22 protein-coding genes are annotated in these 24,779 nt (G+C 27.6%); 14 read left to right on the plus strand and 8 right to left on the minus strand.

Annotated elements, in window-relative coordinates; genetic code table 11:
- Nucleotides 1-118 precede the first annotated feature (118 nt).
- The 3 genes from BFL38_RS11585 to BFL38_RS11590 form a co-directional block, all read right to left on the minus strand.
- Nucleotides 119-3,445: a DUF4132 domain-containing protein gene (locus BFL38_RS11585; RefSeq protein ID WP_069727182.1), complete on the minus strand. Its 3,327-nt coding sequence runs from the start codon at nucleotides 3,443-3,445 to the stop codon at nucleotides 119-121.
- Nucleotides 3,446-3,841: 396 nt separating this feature from the next.
- Entirely contained in the window at nucleotides 3,842-4,039 is a 198-nt protein-coding gene (locus BFL38_RS15585) for a hypothetical protein (RefSeq protein WP_256097260.1), read from the minus strand.
- On the minus strand, nucleotides 4,036-4,845 hold the full coding sequence (locus BFL38_RS11590; protein WP_256097261.1) for a hypothetical protein: 810 nt from the start codon (nucleotides 4,843-4,845) through the stop codon (nucleotides 4,036-4,038). Before BFL38_RS11590 ends, BFL38_RS15585 begins: the two co-directional genes overlap by 4 nt.
- Nucleotides 4,846-5,399: 554 nt before the next feature.
- On the opposite strand from BFL38_RS11590, the gene BFL38_RS11595 reads away from it, so the two are divergent.
- Entirely contained in the window at nucleotides 5,400-6,770 is a 1,371-nt protein-coding gene (locus tag BFL38_RS11595) for a phage terminase large subunit (RefSeq protein ID WP_069727183.1), read from the plus strand.
- Between the two features lie 416 nt (nucleotides 6,771-7,186).
- On the opposite strand, the gene fsa is transcribed toward BFL38_RS11595, so the two are convergent.
- Both fsa and BFL38_RS11605 read right to left on the minus strand, forming a co-directional pair.
- Nucleotides 7,187-7,840: a fructose-6-phosphate aldolase gene (fsa, locus tag BFL38_RS11600; RefSeq protein ID WP_069727184.1), complete on the minus strand. Its 654-nt coding sequence runs from the start codon at nucleotides 7,838-7,840 to the stop codon at nucleotides 7,187-7,189.
- 78 nt (nucleotides 7,841-7,918) lie between these two features.
- The gene (locus BFL38_RS11605) at nucleotides 7,919-8,776 is read right to left on the minus strand and encodes an aldo/keto reductase (RefSeq protein ID WP_069727185.1); all 858 of its coding nucleotides are present in this window, start codon (nucleotides 8,774-8,776) and stop codon (nucleotides 7,919-7,921) included.
- 87 nt (nucleotides 8,777-8,863) lie between these two features.
- Here BFL38_RS11605 and BFL38_RS11610 point away from each other — a divergent pair, with 87 nt between their 5' ends.
- Nucleotides 8,864-9,463, plus strand: a complete 600-nt coding sequence (locus BFL38_RS11610) for a GDSL-type esterase/lipase family protein (RefSeq protein WP_069727186.1) — start codon at nucleotides 8,864-8,866, stop codon at nucleotides 9,461-9,463.
- Between the two features lie 64 nt (nucleotides 9,464-9,527).
- The gene (locus tag BFL38_RS11615) at nucleotides 9,528-10,391 is read left to right on the plus strand and encodes a patatin-like phospholipase family protein (RefSeq protein WP_069727187.1); all 864 of its coding nucleotides are present in this window, start codon (nucleotides 9,528-9,530) and stop codon (nucleotides 10,389-10,391) included.
- Nucleotides 10,392-10,409: 18 nt separating this feature from the next.
- Here the strand turns inward: BFL38_RS11615 and BFL38_RS11620 are convergent, their stop codons facing one another.
- A complete protein-coding gene (locus BFL38_RS11620; RefSeq protein WP_069727188.1) occupies nucleotides 10,410-10,655 on the minus strand; it encodes a tetratricopeptide repeat protein in 246 nt (81 codons plus the stop codon).
- A 122-nt stretch (nucleotides 10,656-10,777) separates the two neighbouring features.
- Here BFL38_RS11620 and BFL38_RS11625 point away from each other — a divergent pair, with 122 nt between their 5' ends.
- The 8 genes from BFL38_RS11625 to BFL38_RS11660 all read left to right on the plus strand — a co-directional run bounded on the left by BFL38_RS11625 (nucleotide 10,778) and on the right by BFL38_RS11660 (nucleotide 19,286).
- On the plus strand, nucleotides 10,778-11,980 hold the full coding sequence (locus BFL38_RS11625) for an MFS transporter (protein ID WP_069727189.1): 1,203 nt from the start codon (nucleotides 10,778-10,780) through the stop codon (nucleotides 11,978-11,980).
- A gap of 298 nt (nucleotides 11,981-12,278) precedes the next feature.
- A complete protein-coding gene (locus BFL38_RS11630; RefSeq protein ID WP_069727190.1) occupies nucleotides 12,279-12,776 on the plus strand; it encodes a rubrerythrin family protein in 498 nt (165 codons plus the stop codon).
- 68 nt (nucleotides 12,777-12,844) lie between these two features.
- Nucleotides 12,845-13,594 carry an MIP/aquaporin family protein gene (locus BFL38_RS11635; RefSeq protein WP_069727191.1) on the plus strand — a complete coding sequence of 250 codons (750 nt, stop codon included), beginning with the start codon at nucleotides 12,845-12,847 and terminating at the stop codon, nucleotides 13,592-13,594.
- 37 nt (nucleotides 13,595-13,631) lie between these two features.
- Nucleotides 13,632-15,116: a glycerol kinase GlpK gene (gene glpK / locus BFL38_RS11640; RefSeq protein ID WP_069727192.1), complete on the plus strand. Its 1,485-nt coding sequence runs from the start codon at nucleotides 13,632-13,634 to the stop codon at nucleotides 15,114-15,116.
- 171 nt (nucleotides 15,117-15,287) lie between these two features.
- Complete coding sequence (locus tag BFL38_RS11645; RefSeq protein WP_069727193.1) at nucleotides 15,288-16,727, plus strand: NAD(P)/FAD-dependent oxidoreductase; 1,440 nt, start codon at nucleotides 15,288-15,290, stop codon at nucleotides 16,725-16,727.
- Nucleotides 16,728-16,791: 64 nt separating this feature from the next.
- Nucleotides 16,792-18,066: an NAD(P)/FAD-dependent oxidoreductase gene (locus tag BFL38_RS11650; protein WP_069727194.1), complete on the plus strand. Its 1,275-nt coding sequence runs from the start codon at nucleotides 16,792-16,794 to the stop codon at nucleotides 18,064-18,066.
- A gap of 30 nt (nucleotides 18,067-18,096) precedes the next feature.
- Complete coding sequence (locus BFL38_RS11655) at nucleotides 18,097-18,456, plus strand: DUF1667 domain-containing protein (protein WP_069727195.1); 360 nt, start codon at nucleotides 18,097-18,099, stop codon at nucleotides 18,454-18,456.
- Between the two features lie 110 nt (nucleotides 18,457-18,566).
- Nucleotides 18,567-19,286 carry a DUF4241 domain-containing protein gene (locus tag BFL38_RS11660; RefSeq protein WP_069727196.1) on the plus strand — a complete coding sequence of 240 codons (720 nt, stop codon included), beginning with the start codon at nucleotides 18,567-18,569 and terminating at the stop codon, nucleotides 19,284-19,286.
- Nucleotides 19,287-19,691: 405 nt separating this feature from the next.
- Here BFL38_RS11660 and BFL38_RS11665 read toward each other — a convergent pair whose 3' ends face one another.
- Nucleotides 19,692-21,086 (minus strand): MATE family efflux transporter, encoded by a 1,395-nt coding sequence (locus tag BFL38_RS11665; RefSeq protein WP_069727197.1) that lies wholly within the window; start codon nucleotides 21,084-21,086, stop codon nucleotides 19,692-19,694.
- A gap of 244 nt (nucleotides 21,087-21,330) precedes the next feature.
- On the opposite strand from BFL38_RS11665, the gene BFL38_RS11670 reads away from it, so the two are divergent.
- From BFL38_RS11670 to BFL38_RS11680, 3 genes are all read left to right on the plus strand, one after another.
- Nucleotides 21,331-21,918 (plus strand): CarD family transcriptional regulator, encoded by a 588-nt coding sequence (locus BFL38_RS11670; RefSeq protein ID WP_069727198.1) that lies wholly within the window; start codon nucleotides 21,331-21,333, stop codon nucleotides 21,916-21,918.
- A gap of 63 nt (nucleotides 21,919-21,981) precedes the next feature.
- Complete coding sequence (locus BFL38_RS11675; RefSeq protein WP_069727199.1) at nucleotides 21,982-22,983, plus strand: PIN/TRAM domain-containing protein; 1,002 nt, start codon at nucleotides 21,982-21,984, stop codon at nucleotides 22,981-22,983.
- Nucleotides 22,984-22,989: 6 nt separating this feature from the next.
- Nucleotides 22,990-23,610, plus strand: coding sequence for a cyclase family protein (locus BFL38_RS11680; protein WP_069727200.1), 621 nt, complete (start codon nucleotides 22,990-22,992; stop codon nucleotides 23,608-23,610).
- Between the two features lie 52 nt (nucleotides 23,611-23,662).
- Here the strand turns inward: BFL38_RS11680 and BFL38_RS11685 are convergent, their stop codons facing one another.
- Nucleotides 23,663-24,304 (minus strand): hypothetical protein, encoded by a 642-nt coding sequence (locus BFL38_RS11685; protein ID WP_069727201.1) that lies wholly within the window; start codon nucleotides 24,302-24,304, stop codon nucleotides 23,663-23,665.
- Nucleotides 24,305-24,779 lie beyond the last annotated feature (475 nt).

Genomic DNA, 24,779 nt, shown 5'->3' on the forward strand with positions numbered 1-24,779 from the left:
TACTTATAAATTAAATAAAACTATTTTTTAATAATACAAAATATTTTTTACATAATAACTAATCAAACACACCTATTAAGTACTATATAAAATAGCCAATAGGTGCGTTAATAATTTTTTACTTTACAAAATAAGATTTTACTGTTCCATATATTGACGAAGTAAATCTCTTATTAATCTCTAAAGGATTTATATATTCTTCTTCATTACAGTTTCCGTTTTCATCTAGTCTGTGGAAAGCAATATTTTTAAATGTTACTTTTTCTCCCGCCTCTATTCCAAACCACATATATTCAAAATCTATACGGCATGCAATATTTAATATAGAGTCTTTTAATTCATAATAAGTATAGCTTCCGCCGTCTTCAATATCTCTGCTTCTTTCAAATGACATTTTATTTGCCATTGACATAATCTCGCCTGCTGTTATTTCTCTATCTTCAAATGATATAATTTTATTATTTTTTATAGACTCTTCTTTAACTTCTTCAAATAATAAATCAAGCTGATTAATAGGCTGTGATATTTCGTAGTCGCTTAATTGAGTTTTCCATTTTGATAATTTTTCATCGTCTAATTCTATAGGGTGAACTAAAGTAATATTCTTTTTGTTTTTAAGACTGTCTTCAAATATATATTCTTCTTCATAAAAGGTATTGAAAGAACCGTCTTCCATATATCTGAAACTTTCTATTAAATTATTTTTTTCATCATAAACGCCCCATATGAGTTTTAAAGCAAATATATTCATTATAGGATTTTCCACAAAAAGCTCAGTAAAAGTTTTATAAGACCATTTACGTCCGTTTAATAATACTTTATTTAATCTTGTTATTTGATTAGAAGTTATCATTTTAATATTTTTCTTTATCAAAGTTAATTCTTTTTTAGCTGCATCTGCTTTTTCTTTATCATCTTTACTGTTTGGTGCAGGAAGCGATTTTAAAACTTTATTATTTGAATCTGTTACTTCTATAGTGAAATCATTTTTTATTTGAAGTTTAAATACTCTGTCGGCTTCTCCTCCATAATGAAGTTCTCTTGCCCCTTTTTTATCAAAGTCCAAATCTGGTATTATTTTATCTATAAGCTCATCTTCTGAAATCTCTAATGCTTTGGCAGTCTTTTTTAATGCATCTTTAGCAGCATTTTTAACCTGATTATTTTTAACTTTTACAGACATAGTATCAACTAATACCAATGCAAATTTGCTTGCTTTTAATGCCATAGCATATACGGCATGTGCTGCTAATGCTCCTCTTGAGTTTAATGCCCATTCTTCAATCTGAGCCTTTAATTTTAAGAGTTTATCTTCAGTTTGAAAAAGACAATATGGAATAAGTATATTTTTTAATTTTGTATCTGCTTTATTATCAAGCCAGTTTGAATATATATCATCAAGTGCATTTCTAAGCGAATCAATATCAAAAAACTCTGCTATCTTGTTGCAGTCTTTTAATATTGAAGGCTCTTTTAAAGCAATATATTCCATAAACACATACTTAACTATATTTAAAGGAGCTTTAGTTTTTTTATCTTTTAATAAAATATTAGAGAGTATATTTTCGTCTATATCTTTTATTAGAGTTTCATGTCCTTCATTATAGTATTTATTTAAATGTTCATTTATCTCATCAACACTTTTAAATTGAAAATCATCATCAAACTTTTGTAAATCCCAATATTTAATTATCTCTTTATAAACTGTTCTTGAAGCCTCTTTTCCTTCATCTGCTAATTTTTCTACTTCGCTTCTTACAATGCTTTCATTATTATTTATTACCGATACACAATGCTTTTTTATTTCTTTTGATTTTGCTGTGTCGAGAACTTTGAAAACAAAATCAAATTTATTATCTATTAAACTATTTAATTCATCACTAAAAATACAATTAATAAATAATATAGTACCACTAATATTTGCTGTTATAGAAGTGATAAATGATTTTTCTTCCATAATAGATTTTGTTTCTTCTAAATTATTTTTTATAAGTGTAATAATATTATTTTTTGAGTCTAATAATGATAAATAAATATCTTTTAATGGCACTTTTTTATCATTAACTAATTTTTCTTTAGTTTCTAAAATACCTCTATTATAGAATATTTCCTGAATAGAAACATAAATTGAAATTTTGCCATATATTCCGTAATGCTTTAATAATTTAGTAGTAATTTCTGATGCTTCATCATTTATACCATCAAGCGACATTATAGCTGATAAATAATGACTATGATTATCATAAGAATAATCTTTTACATATTTAAAGCTTTTAGAAGTTATTTCATCGAAACTTTTAATAGGTCCCATTATTTTTAATAACTCTACGCACATTGTTTTGAGAGTTTCTACAATAGCATTAGTATCTATATTATATTTGTTATCATTTGCTGCAAGCATAATTGATGAAAGCATAGCATAATCAAGATATAATTGTTCCAATTTTGATTTTGCTATTATCTCATAAAGTTTGTAAAATGTTTCTCTATCTTCATCATATAATTTTTTTACTTCTACTGTTAAATATGAAATAAAAAGTGTGTTGTTATTAACTATTGTGTTTAATAAAATACATTCTTTAGGAAAATTGCATAGTTCTAAATATTCAGGTATAAGTTTTTGTGTGTAGTAATAATAGCCTTTATCCTCTGAATATCCTTTAAATAATCTTTTATATAGTTTTATAGTTCTTGTCATTTGATTGTATATATTCACAAGAAAATAAATGATATTATTATTTTTATTTAGAATATTTATTAATCTTTTATAAACTTCTTCATCTTTATCAGCTATACTAAAAAGTAATGATATAGTTTCTTCATCATTAATTTTTAGAGAGTCTATATAATTTAATAACTGTTTAATAAGGATTTTATCATCATCTCTATTTATGAGATATGCCAAAATAGTTAATAATAAATGAGGCTCTTTTTTTAATAATGCTTCATTTACATTTTTTACTTTTTCTAAGTATTGATTAAACTCTTTAGGTATATAGCCTTCTAATTCTAAAAATTTATCAAAATTATTGACTTGTATTTTTATATATTTAAGCCCTTCATTATTCCTTAGATTTACTTTAGAATATTTTGTATCATGTACATTCCCTCCAAGTGTATTATTATAACTTTCTATTAATGCTTTTTCTAAATCTTCACCAGTGCATAATCTTAAAATTACATGAACCTCTTTACCCTTGTATATATCTTTAATCACAGCTTCAGCGTATCTTGATATAGCTTTTTTATCTTCTTCTTTAGTATTTTCATCAAAATAAAACTTAAAAATTTCTTCCGCATCAACACCGTAATAATTTCTTAAAGTGGGACAGCTGTTTGACTTTCCGTAAAAATAATCAAGAAATGCATCCTTATTATTTTCATATTGAAATATTCTTTCAAACTTATTTCTTATTTGTTCTTCATTACTGATATTATTCTCCATAATTAGCACCTCATCTTTCAATAGTATTTTTATATAGTATAATTAATTTTCTTTATTATGTCAACCACTAGCTGTTACCGTAGGTATGCTTCGCAGCAAAGCCCTGCAAATATTTTAAATTAAAAAAATTATTTTGACAAAATATAATTGTTTAGGTATATACTGAAAATTTTTGACTTTGTCAATTTTTATGTTGTTCTTTTTCCCACCACAAAAAGAACCAAAAAGTGCATATATGTATATATAAATTTTATCTACTTTTTTACCGCACACCTACCTAAATGTACTCCCTTCGGTCGCAGGCGTACTTCGTCAAAGTGCAAAAGCACTCATTAATTAAAAAAACTCTATCTTATATAAAGATTTTAATTAATAATTTTTATTACATTGACTATATTATTTCTCCATAAAATGCTCATATCCTAAATCTTTTGACTGTTGAAGATACATATCACTTTTATTTTTGCATTCTTCTTTTGAATATCCGCTTGTATTTTCATCAAGTTTGGCATATTCATCGTATACAAGATGTAAATAGTAGTAGGTTTCTCCTATAGCTTCTTTTATTCGGCTGTCATCTATAGCTTTTTTCAAATACTTTTTGGATTAATATTTATAACTTTACTATAATCTCTCAATGATTTATAAAAATATTTTTCTTCTTTACTTTCTTTATATTTATCTGAATATAAAATAGCTCTGTTATTTAAAGAGTTTGTATCTTTTGTATTATATTTATCTATTATTTCAGTATAAAGTTTTATGGCTTCATCATAATTTTTATTCATTTGTTCATTTAATGCTCTTGCAAATAATTCGCTTACTTTAGCTCTATCAGCATTTATTTTTGATTGTTTGGTTTGTTCTTCTATTTTATTTAATGTTAATTCTATTTCTTGAGCTTTTTTATTTAATTCTTCTAAGGTTTTATTTGATTTTAATTCTGTTTCTTTTATAATAAGTTCCGACTGCTTTTGATTGCTTTCCATTATTTTATTATTGGCGTATATTCCTAAAATTGTGAATATTATCATTATTAAAGATAAAAATGCGAGCCAGAAAGTTACTGTATTTATTGAAAAGTCTTTACTGTCCTTTAGCGTTTCTCTAAGTAAATCTATATTAGGTTTGAATGCTTCTTCTAATGTACTTCTTATAAACTCTTTGCTTTCAAAACTTTCATTTGTAACAGTTTCTTTAAGGAACTCGTAATAATTACTCAATTGTATTTTTGAATTGGTTTCAAACTTTCCAATACTATAATCCATAGATTTTTTTATTGAAGAAGAAAATAACAAATATATTAAAATCAATGCTATTAAAAATATTGAACATACAACAATATATAATATAAATGTAGTATTATCTTTATTATTAAAGTTATTTGTATTATCAGACATATTTTTAACCTATCATATTTTAAATATATTATATAGCTAAATGCAAAAATATAAACAACATTTAATTCTTAATTTAATTATACAAATTTTATAATTTATTTCCCGTATGGAGAGATAAGCTATAAACATAATTGTATTGTCATTAAAATTTTGACTGCATTTTAACCATTCCTTAAATAAATTCTAATAATGAAAAACTTAAATTAAAAATAAATATATATTGTTAATCTTATTTCGATGCAAAGTAAAAACAATAAATTTGAAAGAACACTGGGTGGGCAAGTGTAATTAAATTTTAAAACTTAATTTACATACACCGCCATATATATTTTCTGATTTATTTTGAATTGATAATCTTATTTATTTTGCTATTTAATATAGAAAATATAGTCCCCCGCCCATGTTTTTATAAGGCGTAAAAATTTATTTGACAAACGCTTAATTAATTATTTTTTATTTTATTTAATGTTCATAAAATGAATTTCGCTTATAATGACTTATAATTTTTGCTTTTTTATATGGGATATTATTAAAATGAATTATGAGAAAAAATTATGAATATTAACTTTAATATTTTAAAACCATTTGAAAAATGGGCAAATACTGAAAAGAGATTAAAAATAGCATTCGGAGGACGAGGAGGAGGAAAAAGTGAATCAATAGCAAGAATTTTAATAGCTAAAAGTTTTGAAAAAAGCGGAGTAATACTATGCTCAAGAGAAATACAAAAATCAATTTCATATTCAACATACCCTCTTTTAATAAGTATTATAAAAGAACTTAAATTAGAAAAATTTTTTAATATAAAAAGAAATGAAATCATTAATAAAGTTACAAACTGCAAATTTATATTTTTAGGTATTAGAGAATGTTCTATTGAGGAAATTAAATCTATTTATAATGTGAGAATATGTTTTATAGAAGAGGCTCAAACTCTAACTCAAAGAAGCTATGAAATATTAGAGCCTTCAATAAGGGCAGAAAAAAGTGAAATATGGATAGCATTTAATCCTAGATTTGAAACGGATTTCATTTATAAAACAGTAATTAAATTTAACTTAGAAAATAAATTTTATACAGATAAAAATAATAATAAATACAATTATCAAGAATATGAAGACAGCAGCATTTTAATAACTTTTATTAATTATGACGGCAATTATTATTTCAGTGATATATTAAATAAATCAAGACTTTCCACTTTAAAACTCATGCCTAAAATGTATGATCATATTTGGCTTGGAAAAATAAAAAATAAACAGGGCAAAATATTTTTGTATTCAAAATTAAAATTTTATGATGATAAACTAAATACTATAAAAGAAAAAATTCATTCTTCAGAACATAAAGCAATAGTAGATCCTGCATTCGGAGAATATAATTGTTTTACTTCAGCAATAATATATACACAAATAGGTGAAGATATTTATTTAATAGATTCAGGACTTATAAGAAATGATTCTAACTCTACAACAGATGAAAGCATAATAAATTTTTTATCAAATAAAAATATAAAAAAAATATTATGCGAAAGTAACTTTGCTCAAAAAGAATTGGTAAAAAGATTAGAAAAACATTTTGAAGTAACGCCTTTTTATGTACATAAAAATAAGGCAGAGAGAATAGTTAATGCAAGTTACTTGATATATGATAAAGTTTATTTTCCGAAAAGCTGGCAGAAAGTACCGGACGGTTCGGATACTGATAAATGGCTTAAAACAAATAATGGACGAGGGTATATAGCCTTGAGACAGCTGCTTAATTTTGATGATTCTCTTTCCGGAAGCAGTATTAAAGGAGATGTATTTAGTTATTTAGATTTTCCAGATGCTTTATCTAGTTTAATATTATTCGGAATTGAAGATATTATTTATGAAGAAAATTATGATAAATTGAATTTAGTTAATGCTATTTTTGGAGAATAGAAATTTATTTAAATATTTAAAACTTTCATCTAATCCCCGCCCTTTTGTTTTTATGGCAATATTATAATTTTAAATTATTAATTACATTTAAAGCTCATTTAGAAATATAAGCCCCCGCCCAAGTTTTTATTTAAAATTAAATTTTTTTTTAACGCACGGTAAATAAAATTTAAAAATATAATAAAATTATAATTTCAAATAAATTTAGATTTTTAATTTTATTCTGCGTGCGATAGATAAACTATGAATTTAAAAAAATCTTGGGTGGGTGCTGTAATATAAGTTTAAAACTAAAAAGAAAAATAATTTATAAATTCAGAGATAATACTAAAAATGTATAGGGTGGGTTTATATAAGAAATTATAAAAGGGAAGTATTAATAAAACACTGCCCTTTTATAAAAAATACATTATTAATTATTTGCCGAAAACAGCCTCATAATCTTTTTTGAATTTTTCTATACCTTGATCAGTTAATGGATGTTTAGTCATCTGAACTATAACATTATAAGGTACTGTAGCAATATCTGAACCGGCTAATGCACATTCTGTAACATGTATAGGGTGTCTTACGCTTGCAGATATTATTTCCGTTTCTATTGCATGTGTTGCAAATATTTCTGATATAGTTCTAATAAGTTCAAGACCATCAGAAGATATATCATCAAGTCTTCCTATGAAAGGAGAAACATAAGCAGCCCCTGCTCTTGCTGCTAAAAGAGCCTGATTAGCAGAAAATATTAAAGTAACATTAGTTTTAATTCCTTCTTTAGATAATACTTTTACTGCTTTTAATCCTTCATCTGTCATAGGAATTTTTACTACCATGTTTTTATGTATCTTAGCTATTTCTCTTGCCTCATCAATCATATCTTCCGCTTTAACAGTAGTAGCCTTTACCTCTCCTGAGATAGGACCATCAACTATAGTAGTGATTTCTTCTATAGTCTTTTTAAAATCTCTTCCTTCTTTAGCTATTAGAGATGGGTTTGTTGTAACTCCACAAATTACGCCCATATCATTAGCTTTTCTAATTTCATCAACATTTGCTGTATCTAGAAAAAATTTCATTAAAAAAATCCCCTTTAATTAAATTTTTAAATTATTATATATCTTAAAACATGTTTTATCAATATAAAAATAATATAATCAGAAATTAACCTTATCAGGATGATGTCCGGATCCTCCAAAGTATTCCATGGCATTTATTGTTTTCATATCTTCATCGCTTATAATAAAATCAAATATATCGGTATTTTCTTTTATACGTGATGGTGTTACAGATTTTGGCAAAGGTAAAGTATTATTTTGAAGACACCATCTTATGCAAAGCTGAGCTATAGATTTATTATATTTGTTAGCTATTTCTTTTAATGTATCATTATCAAGCATTTTTCCAGTGCCAAGCGGACTCCAAGCCTCTATTAATATATTATTATCATTGCAGTATTTAAAAGTTTCTTCCTGCATAAATCCAACATGAAACTCTATCTGATTGACCATAGGTTTAATTTCTGTTTCCATTAATGATTTTAAATGATGAGGCATGAAGTTAGATACGCCTATTGATTTTATTTTTCCCGCTTTATAAAGTTCAGTCATAGCTCTCCAAGTTTCCAAATTAATATTGTCCCAATCTTTAAATTGATTTACAGAAGCAGGCCAGTGAATAAGGTATAAATCTAAATAATCAATACACAAATCATTAAGAGTTTTTTCAAATGCTTTTAATGTTGTTTTATATCCTCTTTCTTTATTCCATACTTTGCTTGTTATAAAAAGTTCTTCTCTATTAATGCCGCTTTCTTTAATTGCCTTTCCAATACTTTTTTCATTTCCATAAATTGCTGCTGTGTCAATATGTTTGTATCCTAATTTTATGGCTTCTTTTACAGCATTTACAGCAGTTTCTCCGTCTGGTGTCTGCCAAGTACCAAATCCTATGCATGGAATTTTATATCCATTACTTAATGTGAATGTATCTTTTAGGCTTTTAAAATCGTTCATTATATATTCTCCTCAATAATTTTTTATTTAAATATTTATATTGTTATTATATAATAAATATTATACAAATTTTAGGAAAATAATGCTATGAAAAAAATAGTTTGTTTAGGCGACAGTACCACTTACGGATATATGGTGTCAAGGGATAAAGTGTGGACTGAAATATTAAATGATAAATTTAATAATGAAGAACATAAAGACCTTAAATTTATCAATAAAGGCATTAACGGAGATATGATTTCTTGTATGCTTGCCCGTTTTGATATTGACTGCCAAAAAGAAAATGCTGATACTGTTATTTTAATGGGCGGAGTTAATGATATATTTACCTGCAAACCTCTAGAAAAAATAGAAAATAATTTAATAAGCATAGTAAATAAATCTTTAGAAAATAATATTGATATAATAGTATTTACTCCTATTTCTTTTGTTAAGGAGGCATTTGATTTTTTCGAATCAAACAATATAGAAGAGTTTGATAATATTCTAAAAGAGTATGTGCATTTTATAAATAATTATACAAAAACAAATAATATAAAAAGTATAGATGTTTATAATTTATTTGTAAATAAAATATTAAAAGAAAATCATTATTATGATATATTTTTTGACGGAGTTCATTTAAGTGAAAACGGGCATAATGTATTTGCTTTAGAGATTTATAAAGAATTACAAAAATATCTCTAATCGGACAAAATCTGTCATAAGTACATGCTAAATTAATAGTATCTTAATTATTGGAATACTAATTATGAATAAAAATAATAATAGAAAAATAGGTTTAGTATTAGACGGAGGCGGAGCTAAAGGAGCATATCATATAGGAGTTTTTAAAGCTTTAAAAAAACTTAATATGAACAAATACATCACTGCTATATCAGGTGCTTCTGTAGGAGCTTTGAATGCATGTCTATTTCCAATATATAATTTAAACTATCAAATAGTAGAAAATATATGGCTCAATGAAGTTGAAGATAAAATATTAACTTTAAATCCTAATAAAGTTATAAACTCTTTATTTAGAATAAGAAAAAATTATATTAAGAATGCTGTAAATACGATAATATCTGATTTTTTAGATGATGACAATATTTTATTGATTCCATTTATTAATTTTTTATCAACTTCTGCCATATTTTCAAGAGACGGGATTATAGAAATAATGGATAAATATTTACATGAAGAAACTATCAAAAAAATAAATATATATGTTTCATGTACTAATATTGATAATTTAAAACCATATTATTTCAAATTAAACAATTATTCATTAAAGACAATCAAAAAAATACTTTTAGCTTCATCTGCAATACCTGCCGTATTTCCGCCTGAAAATATAAAAGGTGCATTATATATTGACGGAGGCATAAGCGATAATTCTCCAATAACAGCTTTAAAAAATTATAAATTTACAGATATAATAGTTGTGCATTTAACTAGCAATAGTAATTCAAATAATTTAAAAAATAAATTAGATAATAATATCAATGTATATGAACTTTATCCTAAAAAAGATTTAGGTAATTTCTTTGATGGTACTTTAAATTTCTCTAGCAACTTCATAAAAAAATGTATGCATCAAGGCTATATTGATGCTTTAACTCTATTAAAATGAGCTTCATTTTTTTGTTTTTTATTTTTCATCTAAAAATTCATTAAATATATTAAAAAGTTTAGTATGTTTATTTTGTTTTTCATTATTTTGATTGTTTTTCTCAATTTCAATATACGATTTTATAAGGTTAATACTAAAGTAGGCCTCAATATTCTCATCATCTTCTTCCAATGCCTTTTTATAATATTCCAATGCTTCTTCATAAAGACCAGCCTCTTTTTTTTCTTTGGCTATGTCAAAATATGATTTATTTGTATATTCCATATAAGTATCCTATAACTATAATAACATAAAAAATATTTAAAATTATTAAAAAAATTATATATCTTAATTGAATTTTTTAAAACATAATATATTATTAATAGTAATTTTTTTAGAGAAAAAATATGTCAGCGTTAGAAAGCAGTATATCTGAAGTAAAAAAAGAAGAAAATAAACTATTGGCTATAATAGCTTTAGTTCTTTTAAGTTTTGCCTTAGGTACAAGCGAGTTTATAGTTATAGGAGTATTAACAGAGATAGCGGAAGGTTTTAATATTACGGAAGTCAAAGCGGGAGGACTTGTATCTATGTTTGCTTTGGCATATTCAATATGTACGCCTTTTTCTGCAGCTTTTGCCGGCAAATTCAATAGATTTAATTTTATAATATTTGCAAGTATAATATTTATCATTCTTAATTTTTTATGTTCTCTAGCTTCAAATTATATATTTTTACTTGTAGTTAGAATGCTTATAGCTGTAATTTCAGGAGCATTAATATCAGTTTCAATATCATTCACCCCTTATGTATCATCAAAAGAAAAAAGACCTATGGTAGTAGCTTGGATTTACTCAGGATTTAGTATAGCCTCTATTTTCGGAGTACCTATAGGCACTAGTATAAGTTATTATTTCGGATGGAGAGCTTCTTTTATATTTATATGCGTATTCAGTGCTGTTATGCTTATCTTAATGTTCATTACGCTTCCAAAAAATACACCTGCTCATAAGGTTAAACTATTCGGACAATTTATATTATTTAGAGATACTAGATTTTTATTAAGCACTTTTACAATACTTTTCGGTGCTGCTTCTTCTTATGTACTTTATACATATTTAAAGCCTATTTTTCTTAATTATATTCATATACCTAATAAATATATAAGTGCTGCATTATTAGTATTCGGAGTTACAGTTCTTTTCAGCAATCTTCTTTCAGGAAAATTAGCGGAACATAATGGAGTTTACAAATTAAGATATATATTTATGATGCAGTTTTTATGTATGATAGTTTTGCCTTTTGCTCTTCTTAATGCTGTAAGTTCTTCTATCGTCATATTAATAATAGGTTTTTTGATGTATTTAATGAATTCCCCTGTTCAATTAAATATATTAGATTTTACAGAAAAAGAGTATCCTTCTTGCTTAACCTTGGCATCATCAAACAATTCATTTTCATTTAACTTTGGTATAGCTTTAGGCTCTTTTGTAGGCAGCAGAATATTTGATAATTTTGGAATAAGATGGGTTGGTTTTGGAGGGGCAGTTCTTTCTGTTTTAGCTTTTATCTGCATAGTTAATCTTTATAAAACAAACAATAATGTATAATATGTAGAATACTATAAACAGAATCTTTATGTTAAAAATACATATACATGGTAATTGTACTTTTATAATAATAATAATATTTTTTCTTAGAATCATATATTTTTTATATAAAATATATAATTATAGTATTACAGGGTATATGTATATATCTCAAAATAGACAAAAAAATACATAATTAATAATATAATTTTTTATTTAAAAAAATAATGAAAATCTCTTTTTTTTTTTATTTTTGTATATTTCAGTAATAAATTTTCTATACTAGTTAACATACGAAAATAAAATTTGAGGAGGCTATATGGATTTAAAAAATTCCAAAACAAATGAAAATTTGAAAACGGCTTTTATCGGAGAAGCAATAGCAAGGTGCAAATATATGTACTATGCTGAAAAAGCCAGAGAAGAAGGGATGGAGAATTTGGCATTAGCTTATGAGAAAGCTTCGAGAAATGAGCAGGAACATGGCAAATTATGGTTTGAAAGATACCATGGTATATTATCAAAAGATGAAAACTTAAAAGATGCTATAGCAGGAGAGACTTACGAGTCTACAGATATGTATTTAAAATTTGCTGAAACTGCAAGAGAGGAAGGCTTTAATGATATAGCCATACTTTTTGAGCATGTAGGAAAGATAGAGGAAGGTCATAAGAAGATGTTTGAAAAATATTTAGGGGATAATTTACCTAATATTGATAAGTGGCAATGCGGCAAATGCGGATATGTTCATAAAGATTCTACCCCTCCGAAAAAATGTCCTGTATGCGAACAATACAGAGTCGGCGGAATCAATTAATTTTGGATTATTTGGTATAAAAGTTAGTTATAATTTATTATTATTTTTTATGTATGGAGGTTAATTTTATGTATAGTAAAAAAGCCGAATTTTTAGCAGAACTAGTAGGTTCTTTCTTTTTAATTTTATTGGGATGCGGTGTAGTTGCTGCAGTTGTAGTATGTAATAATGGAGCCCCTGTTAATATTCATATAGCTTGGGGACTTGCTGTTATGTTTGGTGCTTATGTATCAGGTAAAATAAGCGGTGCTCATTTAAATCCTGCACTTACTTTAGCATTAGCTGTTACAGGAAGATTTCCTTGGAACAAGATATGGTATTATGTAATAGCTCAGATGATAGGCTGTTTCCTTGGTGCTGCTGTAGTATTTGCTGTTTATTATGGGAAATGGGTAGAAGTAGACCCTACATTTTCAAATACTGCAGGAGTATTTACTACATTCCCAGCTGTTGCAGGATTTTGGCCTGGATTTATAGACCAAGTGGTAGGAACATTTATACTTGTATTTTTAATTCTTACTACAGGAGATGCTAATAATACTCCGGCAGGTTCTAATTTGGGATACTTAATAGTTGGGCTTATAATAGTTGTTATAGGTATGTCATTTGGATTTATGCATGGTTATGCTATAAACCCAGCAAGAGATTTAGGACCTAGACTTTTTGCTGTTGCTGCAGGATTTAAAAATAACGGACTTACAGACGGAAGTAATGTATGGATAGTGCCTATAATAGGTCCTATAGTAGGTGCAGTTTTGGGTGCAGTTTTGTATGATTTTACAATAGGAAAATCATTAGCAAAAGACAAAGTTCAATAATTTTTATTGATATTTTATTTTTAAGGAGTTTTAAATTATGTCAAAATATGTAGTTGCAATAGATCAAGGAACAACCAGCAGCAGAGCTATAGTATTTGATTATGATCAGAATATGGTTTCAGTGGCTCAAAAGGAGTTTACACAGATTTATCCTCATGAAGGTTGGGTTGAACATAATGCTGCAGAAATTTGGGCTACTCAGTTTGGAGTTTTACAGGAAGCTATACAGATTGCAGGAGTTAAGCCTGAAGAGATAGCTGCTATTGGTATTACAAATCAAAGGGAAACTACTGTTGTATGGGATAAAAATACAGGAGAGCCTATTTATAATGCAATAGTGTGGCAATGCAGAAGAACCGCTCCTATTTGTGATGATTTAAAGAAAAAAGGACTTGATACATATATAAGAGAAAATACAGGTTTAGTTGTTGATGCTTATTTCTCTGGTACCAAAATAAAATGGATACTTGATAATGTTCCGGGTGCTAGAGAAAAAGCTAATAAAGGAGATTTACTTTTCGGTACAATAGATACTTGGCTGGTATGGAAACTTACAGGCGGTAAAGTTCATGTTACTGACTACACTAATGCATCAAGGACTATGATTTATAATATCAAAGAACTTAAATGGGACGAAAACATTTTAAGAGAATTAGATATACCTACAAGCATGCTTCCAGAGGTAAAAGACTCTTCATGTGTTTATGGATATGCTAATATTAATGGCAAAGAAGTGCCTATATCTGGAATAGCCGGAGACCAGCAGTCAGCATTATTCGGACAGGCCGGATTTAATAAAGGCGACACAAAAAATACTTATGGTACAGGAAGCTTCATTCTTATGAATATAGGAGAGAATTTTATATTAAGCAAAAACGGACTTATTACTACTATAGGTATTGGATATAACGGAAAAATAGAATATGCTTTGGAAGGTTCTGTATTTATAGCTGGTGCTGTTATTCAGTGGGTACGAGATGAATTAAGACTTCTTCATGATGCAAGAGATACTGAATATTTCGCTACTAAAGTAAAAGATACTAACGGAGTTTATTTAGTACCTGCTTTTGTTGGTCTTGGTGCTCCTTATTGGGATATGTATGCTAGAGGCTGTTTAGTAGGTATTACAAGAGGAGTTAATAGAAGTCATATAATAAGAGCTGCTGAAGAAGCTATAGCTTATCAAAGTAAAGATGTTATTGATGCTATGGTTGCTGACAGCGGAGTAAAATTAGCTTCATTAAAAGTAGACGGAGGAGCCTGCCGTGATAATTTCTTAATGCAGTTTCAGGCTGATATTATTAATACTAAAGTTCTTCGTCCTCAAATTACTGAAACTACTGCTTTGGGAGCTGCTTATTTGGCTGGACTTGCTGTAGGATTCTGGAAGGATAAAGATGAAATATCAAATAGATGGAAATTAGAAAGAGAGTTTACTCCTTCAATTTCTGAAGAGGAGAGAAATAAAAAATATATGGGCTGGAAAAAAGCGGTTGAGAGATCAAGAGGCTGGGCTTTATAATTTTATCTTAAAATTATGCATATTAATATCATATTTTAAGATATTAATATGCATATATATTCTTATTTTTTTGAAATTAATTTATAATGCTGCAATTTTATTAAAAAATTGTTTAATTAATTGTATAAATAGTTTATAGTTTATTGTATAAAAAATTTAGAGGAAATATATATGTATGATATATTAATTATTGGTGCTGGTGTGTCTGGTACTTCTTCAGCACGCGAACTATCTAGGTATAAAGCTAGTATATGCGTTGTAGAAAGAGGTGAAGATGTTTGCACAGGCACTTCAAAATCCAACAGCGGAATAGTGCATGCAGGGTTTGATGCTGCAAATGGTTCTCTTATGGCAAAGTTAAATGTTCTTGGCAATAAGATGATGCCGGAAATAGCAGAAGACCTTGATGTGCCTTTTAAACAGAATGGTTCATTGGTGGTTTGTACCAATGAAGAGGATATGCCTAATCTTAAAGCTATATATGACAGAGGAATAAAAAATGGAGTTGAAGGACTTCAAATATTAAACAGAGAAGAAGTTCATAAAAAAGAGCCTAATCTAAACGATAATGTATGCGGTGCTTTGTATGCTCCTACTGGAGGTATAGTTGATCCTTTTATATTAAATATTGCTTATGCTGAAAATGCTTATGCTAATGGTGCAGAGTTTAAATTCAATACTGAAGTGATAAATATCAAAAAACTTGATGACGGAACTTTTGAAGCTGAAACTAATAACGGAACTATAAAAGCTAAATATATTGTTAATGCTGCTGGAGTTTATGCTGATAAGTTTCATAATATGATGAGCAAAAATAAAATACATATTACTCCAAGAAGAGGAGACTATATATTGCTTGACAAAGAAGTTGATAATTTAGTAACTTCTACAATATTTGCACTTCCTACCAAATTGGGTAAAGGTATATTAGTTACTCCTACAGCTCATGGAAATATAATGCTTGGACCTACAGCTATTGATATAGAAGATAAAGAGGGCTTAAATACCACAGCTGAAGGACTTGCTCAGATTATAGAAAAGTCAAAACTCACAGTAAAAAATATACCGTATAATAAGGTTATAACTTCATTCTGCGGGCTTCGTCCTCATGAGGATAATCATGAGTTTATCATAAAAGAACTTGAAGACTGCGAAGGATTTTTCGACTGTGCTGGTATAGAATCACCTGGTCTTGTTTCTTCTCCTGCTATTGGTTTAATGGTTTCTGATATTGTAAGCAAGAAAGGAAACTTCGAGAAAAAAGAAAACTTTATAGAAAAAAGAAAGGGAATAACTCATTTTAATAAACTTTCTAATGAAGAGAAAAATAAACTCATAAAAGAAAATCCTTTATACGGACATATAATTTGCAGATGTGAAAAGGTAACTGAGGGTGAGATTGTAGAAGCTATAAAAAGTCCTATAGGAGCTAAATCTCTTGACGGAGTAAAAAGAAGAGTAAGAGCAGGACTTGGAAGATGTCAGGGCGGTTTCTGTTCTCCTAAAATAATAGAGATATTAGCAAGAGAACTTAATGTTTCTCCTATAACTATTACTAAATGCGGCAAAGGATCTGAAATAGTTATCGGATATGATAAGGAAACTTTTTGATTTAGAGATTATTAGTATTTAATTAAAAACAATATAATCATTTGTTTTTATTTAAGGAGTAAAAATGCAGTCTTATGATGTTGTTGTTATAGGCGGAGGTCCTGCTGGGCTTGCTGCTGCTGTTTCTGCTAAAGAAAACGGCATAGATAATTTGCTTATGCTAGAACGAGATGAGGTGCTTGGAGGCATACTCAATCAATGCATACATAATGGTTTTGGGCTTCATAGATTCGGTGAAGAGCTTACTGGTCCTGAATATGCTTACAGATTTATAGAAAAAGTTTATGATTTAAATATTAATTATAAACTCAATACTATGGTGCTTGATATTGTGCTTAATGATAGTAAGGAGAAAATAATTACTTATATCAATAAAGAAGAAGGCTTGGTGCAGATTAGCTCTAAAGCTGTGATACTTGCTATGGGCTGCCGTGAGCGTTCAAGAGGGGCTTTGAATATACCGGGTTTCAGACCTGCTGGAATATTTTCTGCGGGGGCGGCTCAGCATTTAGTAAATATTGAAGGATATATGCCTGGTAAGGAAGTTGTTATACTCGGCTCTGGGGATATTGGGCTTATCATGGCTAGGAGAATGACTTTTGAGGGAGCTAAAGTTAAAGTGGTTGCTGAGATACTTCCATTTTCTGGAGGACTTAAAAGAAATATAGTTCAGTGTTTGGATGATTTTAATATACCTCTTAAATTAAGTCATACAGTTATCGACATAAAAGGTAAGGACAGACTTGAAGGAGTTACAATAGCTAAAGTTGATGAGAATATGAAGCCTATTAAAGGTACTGAAGAATATTATTCATGCGATACTTTGCTTTTGTCTGTTGGGCTTATACCAGAAAATGAGCTTTCAAAAGAGATTGGCGTTGAGATTAACCCTATAACATCTGGTGCTATAGTCAATGAAAGTTTGGAGACTAATATTGACGGAGTATTCTCCTGCGGTAATGTTCTTCATGTTCATGACTTGGTAGATTTTGTTTCTGAAGAGGCTGAAACTGCTGGAAAAAGTGCTGCTGAGTATGTGCTTAAAAACAAAAGAAGAGATAATACAAACTCTATATCCTTAAAAGGCTCTAATGGTGTGAGATATACTGTGCCTTCTATGATTAATGCTCATAATGTAGATGATCATGTTATGGTAAGGTTTAGAGTAAGCGGTATATTCCAAAACAAATTCTTAAATGTATATTTTGACGGCGAGAGAGTGATACATAAAAAGCATTTGATATTTGCTCCCGGTGAAATGGAGAGTGTTAAACTAGATAAATCCATGCTTTCAAAAGAAGGTCTTAAAAATATTGAATTTAAGATAGAGGATAATTAATAATATTAAGTGTTATTCAAGGATTATTATATGGAAAAAAAAGAATTAACTTGTATATGCTGCCCTATGGGCTGTGCTTTGTCTGTGGAGATGGAGGGAAACCAAGTTGTAAGCATAAGCGGTAATACCTGCAAGAGAGGAGACACTTATGCCAGAGATGAGGTTGTTCGTCCTGTAAGAATGGTTACTTCTATAGTAAAAATAAAAAATGGTAAATTAAAAATGCTTCCCGTTAAAACTAAAGATCCTGTAGACAAATCAAGAATTAATGAGTGTTTAGAGGCTTTAAAAACTGTAGAAGTTAATGCTCCTGTTCATATTGGAGATGTTGTGCTTCATAACGCGGCTGGTGCTGATATAGTAGCCACTAGAAATATAGAAGCTATTTAACATTATATTAAATAATTTTATTTAAAAGGCATTGTTTATATGAACAGTGCCTTTTATTTGTTTTTATTTATATTTTATAGTATATTAATAAAAACTATTTGGAGCAGTATATGGACAAAAATTTCAAAAAACAATTCGATAAAGTAAAACATCTTTTAATACCTAGTTTTGATTTGGATAAACCTTTCAGAGAAAAAACATTTAATGATATAGAGCTTGATATATTAGATATAGGAGAAGTTTTTTTAAAAACAGGAAAAATAATTGCATGCGATCCTTTAGCATATATGATTGAGAATCAAGTATCTCCTTTTATTCAAACTGTAAAACCTGATAAATATAAAGTTTCTCTTCTTATAATAAAAGATGAAGAGAGAATTGCTATAGCTAAAATTTCTTTCTCTAATAATGAACCTAAAAGATATGAACTTGCTGTTACAGGAGAAGAGGATTTGTCTGAAGTAGAAGAAGGTGAGTTTTTCGGATATCCTGTGGATGCAGGTATGGGGTGTTTTTGCGATTATGAGGCAGCTGAAAAATATTTTGAATATGAAGATAAACTAAAAAAAGAAAGTAATGGTGATTTTGACAATAGATATGATGATTTATTCGCTGATTTATTAGAAGATAATGCCCAAAATCATCCTAAGTATCAATCTGAATATGGTGATTGGCTTAATTGGAATATACCTGAAAGTGATTCTAATATAGTATTATTTACAAGCGGTTATGGTGATGGTTATTATCCTTCTTATTTTGCTTATGATGAAAATGAAAATATATGTGCTTTATATACCATATTTATAGATTTGAATGATGATGATGAATAATTTTTATCACTGCGGTATATACACAATAAATAAAAAAACATTGGGCGGGCAGCTAAAAAATCTAATTCGATAACAAGAAAAATTAAAGTTAATATTGCATATTAAAACTATAAATATAGAGGGTGGGCAAATGTAATTGAGTTTTAAAACTTTAATTACATACCCCGCCCTTTATATTTGTTGTTTAAATAAATAATTTTACTTTTACTATCTTTATTGTTTTATTAGAAATTTCAGCACCCGCCCAAGTTGTGTTTAAATTTTTTATGCTATTTACCCAAAATGATATTAAAAATATAAAGTTTATTATTAATTTAAATTCTAAATGCAATTAGATTATTATAAAAAAGCATGCACTTTTCAAGAATAAAAATGCATGCTAAGTTTATAAAATTTTTTTAAATATCATACATTTGCATAAGCAGGTTCTGAATTATTTCCATTATTTTCTTCTTCCAATGCTTTTTTCTTCATTTTCTTATAAATATAAATATACATAACTGTAGCCAATGCAACACTTACAATATCAGCTATAGGCTGAGACCATATAATACCATTTATTCCGAATAATTTAGTACCTATAAGTATTGTTGGTATGAATGCTATACCTTGTCTGCTTAATGAAAGCACTAAAGAAGGTATAGATTTTCCTAATGCTTGGAATGTAGACATAAATACAAACTGAAATCCTATAATAGGAGCTATGGCATAACTTGCTACTAAAAATTTCACCCCGTAATCTATAACCTCTTCATTATTAATAAATACTCCTACAGACCATCTTCCAAATATTAATGATAGCCCTAAAAGTAAACATCCTATTACTACACTTACAACGCATGATATTTTTATAGCAGAGTTCATTCTCCTGTAGTTTTTAGAAGCAAAGTTGTAACCTACAAAAGGCTGAAGACCTTGAGAAAGTCCTATAAATACAAGTATAACAAGTGTAAATATTCTTTGAGCTACTCCAAGTCCAGCAACTACATTATCACTGTATCCTGCAGCTAAATTATTTATAAGTATGTTTGAAGCACTCATAAGTATGTTGTTTATAGAAACAGGTATTCCTATAGAAAATACATTGATAAGTATATCTTTATGCAAAGAAAAATCTTTAACATGTATTGATAAGAAAGATTTTTTTCTTAGTATATGATATATGTAGTATACGGTAGAGCAGGCATTACCTATTATTGTGGCAAGAGCAGCACCTGCAACTCCCATCTCCATATAAAGTATCATAATAGGATCTAATACTATATTAACCACAGTACCTATCATCATACCAATCATAGCCTCTTTTGAAGAGCCTTCAGCACGAACAATCTGTCCCATAGCCATTTGATTTACTACAAAAGGAGCCCCAAAAGCTACTATTATCAAGTAATCTTTAGAAAACTGATAAGTATTAGGGCTTGCACCTGATATTTTTAGTATATCTTTCATAAAAATTAGATACACTGCCATAGATATAAATCCAACTATAATGCTTGCATAAAAAGCAAAAGAGGATATTTTTTTTACGCTTTCATAATCTTTAGCACCTAATTTTCTTGATATATAAGAACCTCCTCCTATACCAAAAATATTACCAAAAGCCATAAGAAGCAAATATATAGGCATACAAAGCGATACTGCAGCTACCTGATTAGGATCCCCTGTCTTTCCTACGAAAAAAGTATCTACCATATTATAAAAAACATTTACTAACATTCCTAGTATAGTTGGAAGTGCTAGCGTCATCAGTGCCTTATGTACAGGATAATTTTCAAACAATTCTATTTTTTTATCTGTCATGTGTTAGTACCTCCTTTTATTATTATCAATATATAGTATACTATATATTTAAATATATCAAGCTATATATATGTAAATTTTATAAGTTTATTCATCAGGCATATAATAAATCTTCAGTTTAATCATACAAACACAACATCACTACTGTAATAAAATACTTGATTTTTTATAATTTTAACATATAATATGATGAGGTATATTATTATATTTTATTTAGAATAAACTATTAATAAAAAAGGCTGATATGTATAAATTGAATACTTATGTTGTATACCCTATGTATGGTATATGTAAAGTTATGGGTATATCAAATAACAAAGTTAATTCTAATCTAGTAGAATGTTATGTTTTAGAATGCGAAAGTGAAAATATTACATTAAAAGTGCCTATAAATAGAGTTAAAGAATATCGTATAAGAAAGATTATATCTAAAGCAGAAGCTGATAATCTTTTAAATATATTGCAGACAAAACCTCATGATATAGAAAATAATTGGAAAATAAGATATCAGGAAAATGAGGAAAAACTTAGAAGCGGAGATATCAAAGATACCATAGAGGTGGCAAGAAGTTTATTCACAAGAAATAAGTTAAAGGAACTTTCGGCAAGCGAAAAGCGTCTATATGAAAAAGCATATATGTTCATAGTTAATGAAATTAGTATAGCTTTAAAAAAAGATAGAGATGAAATAGAAGATATAGTATCAAATGCTTTGGAAAAATCAGCAAAAAAATTCAAAACTAAGCCTTTAGAAAAAGAGAAGGTAGTTAAAGAAGAAAAAGAAACTGCTAAAAACGGAAAAAGAAAGAAAAAAGATATTTCTAAAGAATAATAATTTATCTAGTTTATTACATTAAAAATATAATATGCGTATAAATAAAAGTAAGGGGAAATTATGTGGAGAGTAGTATATTTTGTGTTATCTTGTATAGTGCTGGCTTTGGATTATTTTATACTAAAACATTTTAATTATAAGACATTAACAGTATTTATAATAAGTGCAGTATTGGTATTTTTATTTGAATTGATGTTTATTAGAAAGAAATCTTCTAAAATTACATTAGCTTTTTTTATATCATTCTTTCTAACATTAATTACTGTACTTTTGACTATAACTACAATTAATATTGTAGGAATATCATTATCATTAAATGAGAAATTGATTATCCTTTTTATAGAAGGCTATTTAATTTTTGGTATTATTATCGCTTTTATACCAAGCATATCAAATATGTTTAAGCTTACAAATAAGGATAAAATGAAAACTTCAAAGATATTGGATACTTCTGTTATAGTAGACGGAAGAATATATGATATTGCTGAAAAAAAATTTTTTGACGGACTTCTTATACTCCCGGAATTTGTTATAAAAGAAGTACAGTTTTTAAGCGATGCAAGAGATCCTCAGAAAAGAATAAGAGGAAGAAGAGCTTTAGAAATATTAAATAAAATGAAATCTTCTAAGAACATACTTCTTTCTATAACGGATATAGATTTTCCTAATATAAAAGAGGTGGATCTAAAACTTATAGAACTTGCCAAAAAAATGGATGCTAAAGTAATAACAAATGATTTTAATTTGATGAAAGTGGCATCTATACATGAAGTGGATATATTAAATATTAATGATTTAGCAAATTCGCTTCATGTTGTTGTTTTGCCGGGTGAAACTATAAATATAGACCTTATAAGGGAAGGAAAAGACAAACAGGCTTTAGGATATTTGGAAGACGGAACTATGATAGTAGTTGATAATGCCAAACATCTAATAGGTAAAAATGTTGAAATAGAAATAGATAATGTACTGCCTAAAGAAGCGGGTAGAGTAATATTTGCCTCTCTTGCAAACTCCAAAACTAATAATAATAAAAAAAGACATGATAATAAACAGAATTAAAAAAATATGATAATAGATCTTTCAGCTGAAATATATAACAATATGCCTCATTATACTGATGATATTGATGTAAGCATTTCAGCTGAAAACTATAAATATTTTAATATCACAAACATATCTATGTGCGTGCATACTGCAACTCATATTGATACTCCTCTCCATTGCATAAAAAGTAAAGATTCTACTGCAAGTATAGATTTAAATTATTTTGTTGGAAATGCTTATTGTATTGATATAATACCAGATAAAGATAATAAAATAAATTTTGATGTTAATTTCAATTTTGATATAATAAAAGAATGCAATATACTTCTTATTAATACATATTGGCATAATAATATTAATACAGAAAACTATTATAAAAACTTTCCATATTTAAGTGAAAGTTTTGCTTATAAATTAATAGACTTAAAAATAAAAACTATAGGAATAGATACTCCTTCAGTAGATTCTATTTCAAATAATAATTTAATACATAATATTCTATTTTCTAATGATATATGTATTATAGAAAATCTTACGAATTTAGAAAAAGTAACTCATAAAAAATTCTTCTTTAGTGCAGCACCTTTAAAAATCAGAAATTGTGAAGGTTCGCCTGTAAGAGCTTATGCTATTATAGATTAATATAAAAAACCATGCTCTAATAAATAAGCATGGTTTTTATTTTTCAGTTTTACTAGAATCTTATTCCTATTTGTCCGCCTATATCAAGGGCTCCGGTTTTGATTTTAGGAGAAGTTTCTTTATATTCAATCAGAGGAAAATCATAAGATAAATAAATACCTAAAGTTATATTATAAAGAAGTAAAAAGTCCAAACTTGCTTTAAGATAAGGTATATACAAATTATAAAATTTATTCTGTAATTGTTTCAAGTTGTATTGTTCTGTTATTTCACCGCCGCTGTTTTCTTTAGAATAGCTGCTTCCTCCAAGAGGAAATTTAACCCCTGCTCCAACACCTATAGACATAAATAATATATCTATTTTAGGCATTAACCCTACACTTAAACTATCAAAAGTAACATTACCCTTAGACGAATCTGATTTATAAGCAAATACATCTCTCTGATATCCTAAATCTAATGATATTCCAAGGGATAAAATACTCAAATCAAAATAATAATTTGGTTTTAAATATACTCCAAATTCAAAACCTCCGTCTGGCTTTATTGTTTGGCTTTGTTTTCCATCTTCAAGATAAAAACCTATTCCAGCTCCCAAAGGTACGGTTAAATCAACACCAAAGCCGCTTTTTGCCATAAGATTTGCACTGATAGTTGTTATTAACATTACAGTTAACAATAAAATTTTTTTCATAATATTAATACTCTCTTTATTATCATAAAATTTATTTTTTATAATACATAAATATTATATTTTTTTCAACTATTATTTATTTAATAATGATAATAATTTTTAGTATAAAATCAAATTATAAAAACAAGTTTTAATTTTAATTAACGCACGGTGAATAAAATTTATATAATACATTAAAATTTGAATTACAAAAAAATATATATTATTAATATTATTCTGCGTGCGGTAAGTATACTATAAATTTAAAAAAACTTGGGTGGGCAGCTAAAATTACAGAATAAAATAAAGAAGAAATAAAGTACAAAAATGACAGATTAAATAAAAAGCCTATAGGGTGGGAATTAAAATAAATCCAAAAATTTAAAATTTTTCTCGCTCCCCGCCCTTTATTATTTATTACTATATTTTGAATTTTAGTGTCAATTAATATTTAAAGTCTAATGAAAAATTAAGGTACCCGCCCAAGTGTTGATTA

Origin of the sequence: Brachyspira hampsonii, from assembly GCF_001746205.1 — a bacterium.
Lineage (GTDB): Bacteria > Spirochaetota > Brachyspiria > Brachyspirales > Brachyspiraceae > Brachyspira > Brachyspira hampsonii_B.